This window comes from Moorena sp. SIO1F2, from assembly GCF_010672755.1.
Taxonomy (GTDB): Bacteria; Cyanobacteriota; Cyanobacteriia; order Cyanobacteriales; family Coleofasciculaceae; genus Moorena.
The window spans coordinates 1-2,327 of the sequence record NZ_JAAHFV010000587.1; the positions used below are offsets into that span (position 1 = coordinate 1).

Here is a 2,327-nt window from a genome sequence, read left to right on the forward strand (position 1 = left end):
TTACTCCCTACTCCCTACTCCCTACTCCCTACTCCCTACTCCCTACTCCCTACTCCCTACTCCCTACTCCCTAAAACCCAGTAAAAAGTCCCTCAACCAATTGAGCACTGCTATATATAAAAGTAATCCTAAAGAGGTAATCCCATCCCATGATCACAGGAAATTATGAACTGGCTGAACAGCGGGTAATTTGCAACAATGTCAGTTGGCATATCTTTGAACAATTACTCACAGAATTAGGAGAAGACCGCTCCACTCGCTTGGCTTACGATGACGGAAGATTAGAAATTATGACTCCCTTAGGCCCCCATGAAAATAATAACCGCTTTATTGAACGCTTGATTGGTGCGATCGCTGATGAATTAAATCTAACTATCAAAACCTTTGGCTCCTTGACTCTTAAGCGAGAAACACGGTTAAAAGGTGCAGAACCTGACTCCTGTTACTATCTCCAAAATGAGCCATTGGTAAGACATAAGCAAACCATTAATTTAGATCATGACCCACCGCCTGATTTAGTCTTAGAAGTCGATATCACCAGTGGTTCTTTAGATAAGCGTCCTATTTATGCAGCGCTTGGTGTCCCTGAATTGTGGCGTTATAATGGACAAAAATTAGAAGTTTTTGTGCTACAACAACCGATTTTAATTTATAATCAAGTAAATCAGAGTCCAACCTTCCCTTGGATGCCTTTGAATGCTATTCCTAGGTTTATTAACCAAAGTTTAGTCGATGGCGAAACAGCAACATTACGGGCGTTTAGGGCTTGGGTTAGAAAACAAAATAATTTGGATTGAAGTTTTATAGTAGTTATCAATTGGGTGAGGTATACAATTTCTGGATTTTAGGGAACAGGGAACAGGGAACAGGGAGCAGGGACTTCGGAGCAGGGGGAAGAAAATTGAATGTACCTGATCAGGATAATAAACGTTATAATATTAGCGATTAACATTCAAAAAATAAGACTATAAATTGAAATTACAACAAATAAATTATAATAAATTTATGTTCAATAATTTTTTATAATAAAAACAACTCTGATATCTTTCCTACTATTCCCGATTCCCTACTCCCTACTCCCGATTCCCGATTCCCTACTCCCTACTCCCTACTCCCGATTCCCTACTCCCTACTCCCTAAAAAAATGACTAAAAACTTGATTCCCCAAAGTGAAGCTCCTGCCTCTCCTAAAGAAACGCTACCTAGCATGTATGACCTGCCAAGTGAGAATCCGGAGGAACCTGGTTTGGCAGACGAATTTCACGATTTACAACCAGAATTATTAAGTCGCACCTTTCGTTGTCAGTATTACCCTTCTGAGGAAGTATTTATTGGTACAGATTTAAATCTTTACTATGATGTGCGCCATCCTCAATGGTATAAACGCCCGGATTGGTTTTTAGTAGTGGGAGTTCCCCGTTTATACGAAGGCACTGATATTAGATCTAGCTATGTAATTTGGCAAGAAGGAGTTAATCCCTTTATAATTGTAGAATTGCTATCACCGACAACTGCAAAAGACGACTTGGGGGATAACCTAGATCAAGAATCTCAAGCATCTATAAGAGTTGATGGAAATAGTGATAAGATTAAACTACAAGATAGTAATAAAACTAGTAATAGTAGCAGTGAGCGTACCCATCAAACTATTCCTTCCAAGTGGGAAGTCTATGAGCAACGATTACGGGTACCTTATTATCTCGTGTTTAGTCGCTATACCAACCAAATTCGGTTTTTCAAATTAATCGGAGCTGGTTACCAAGAGCAAGGGATTTTAGCTGACCCACCCCAGATTTGGATTCCAGAACTAGACATAGGTGTGGGATTGTGGTGGGGAGAGTATGCTGGCATAACTCGTAATTGGTTGCGCTGGTGTGATGGTTCGGGAAATTGGCTTCTGACTGATACCGAACAGGAACGGGAAGCAAAAGAACAAGCCCAGCAACAAGTGAAACAGATTATAGTCAATCTGTTGCAATCAGGGATGGATGTTGAACAAGTTGCTAATATCACTGGAGTTGATCGGGAGGAAATTAGATCATGTTCAGATAATCAGTTATAAAAACATAGCTTCCTTCTGCTAGGGAATCGGGAATCGGGAATCGGGAATCGGGAATCGGGAATAAGGATATAATTATAACTATGGCGTTGCTTAATAATGGAAGGATTTTAATAGTTTTGTGGAATGGGCATCTTGGTGGAACTGGCATCTTGTGTAGAACTGGCATCTTGTGTAGAACTGGCATCTTGTGTAGAACTGGCATCTTGTGTAGAACTGGCATCTTGTGTAGAACTGGCATCTTGTGTAGAACTGGCATCTTGTGTAG

Annotated in this window: 3 protein-coding genes; 2 read left to right on the forward strand and 1 reads right to left on the reverse strand. The window is 40.4% G+C overall.

What is annotated here, in order from left to right:
• Window positions 1-149 precede the first annotated feature (149 nt).
• Window positions 150-797, forward strand: a complete 648-nt coding sequence (locus F6J94_RS33080) for a Uma2 family endonuclease (RefSeq protein WP_293047990.1) — start codon at window positions 150-152, stop codon at window positions 795-797.
• 347 nt (window positions 798-1,144) lie between these two features.
• Window positions 1,145-2,062, forward strand: coding sequence for a Uma2 family endonuclease (locus tag F6J94_RS33085; RefSeq protein WP_293047995.1), 918 nt, complete (start codon window positions 1,145-1,147; stop codon window positions 2,060-2,062).
• Here the strand turns inward: F6J94_RS33085 and F6J94_RS33090 are convergent.
• On the reverse strand, window positions 2,034-2,210 hold the full coding sequence (locus F6J94_RS33090; protein WP_293047998.1) for a hypothetical protein: 177 nt from the start codon (window positions 2,208-2,210) through the stop codon (window positions 2,034-2,036). The two genes, F6J94_RS33085 and F6J94_RS33090, sit on opposite strands and share 29 nt — an antisense overlap.
• Between the last annotated feature and the right edge of the window lie 117 nt (window positions 2,211-2,327).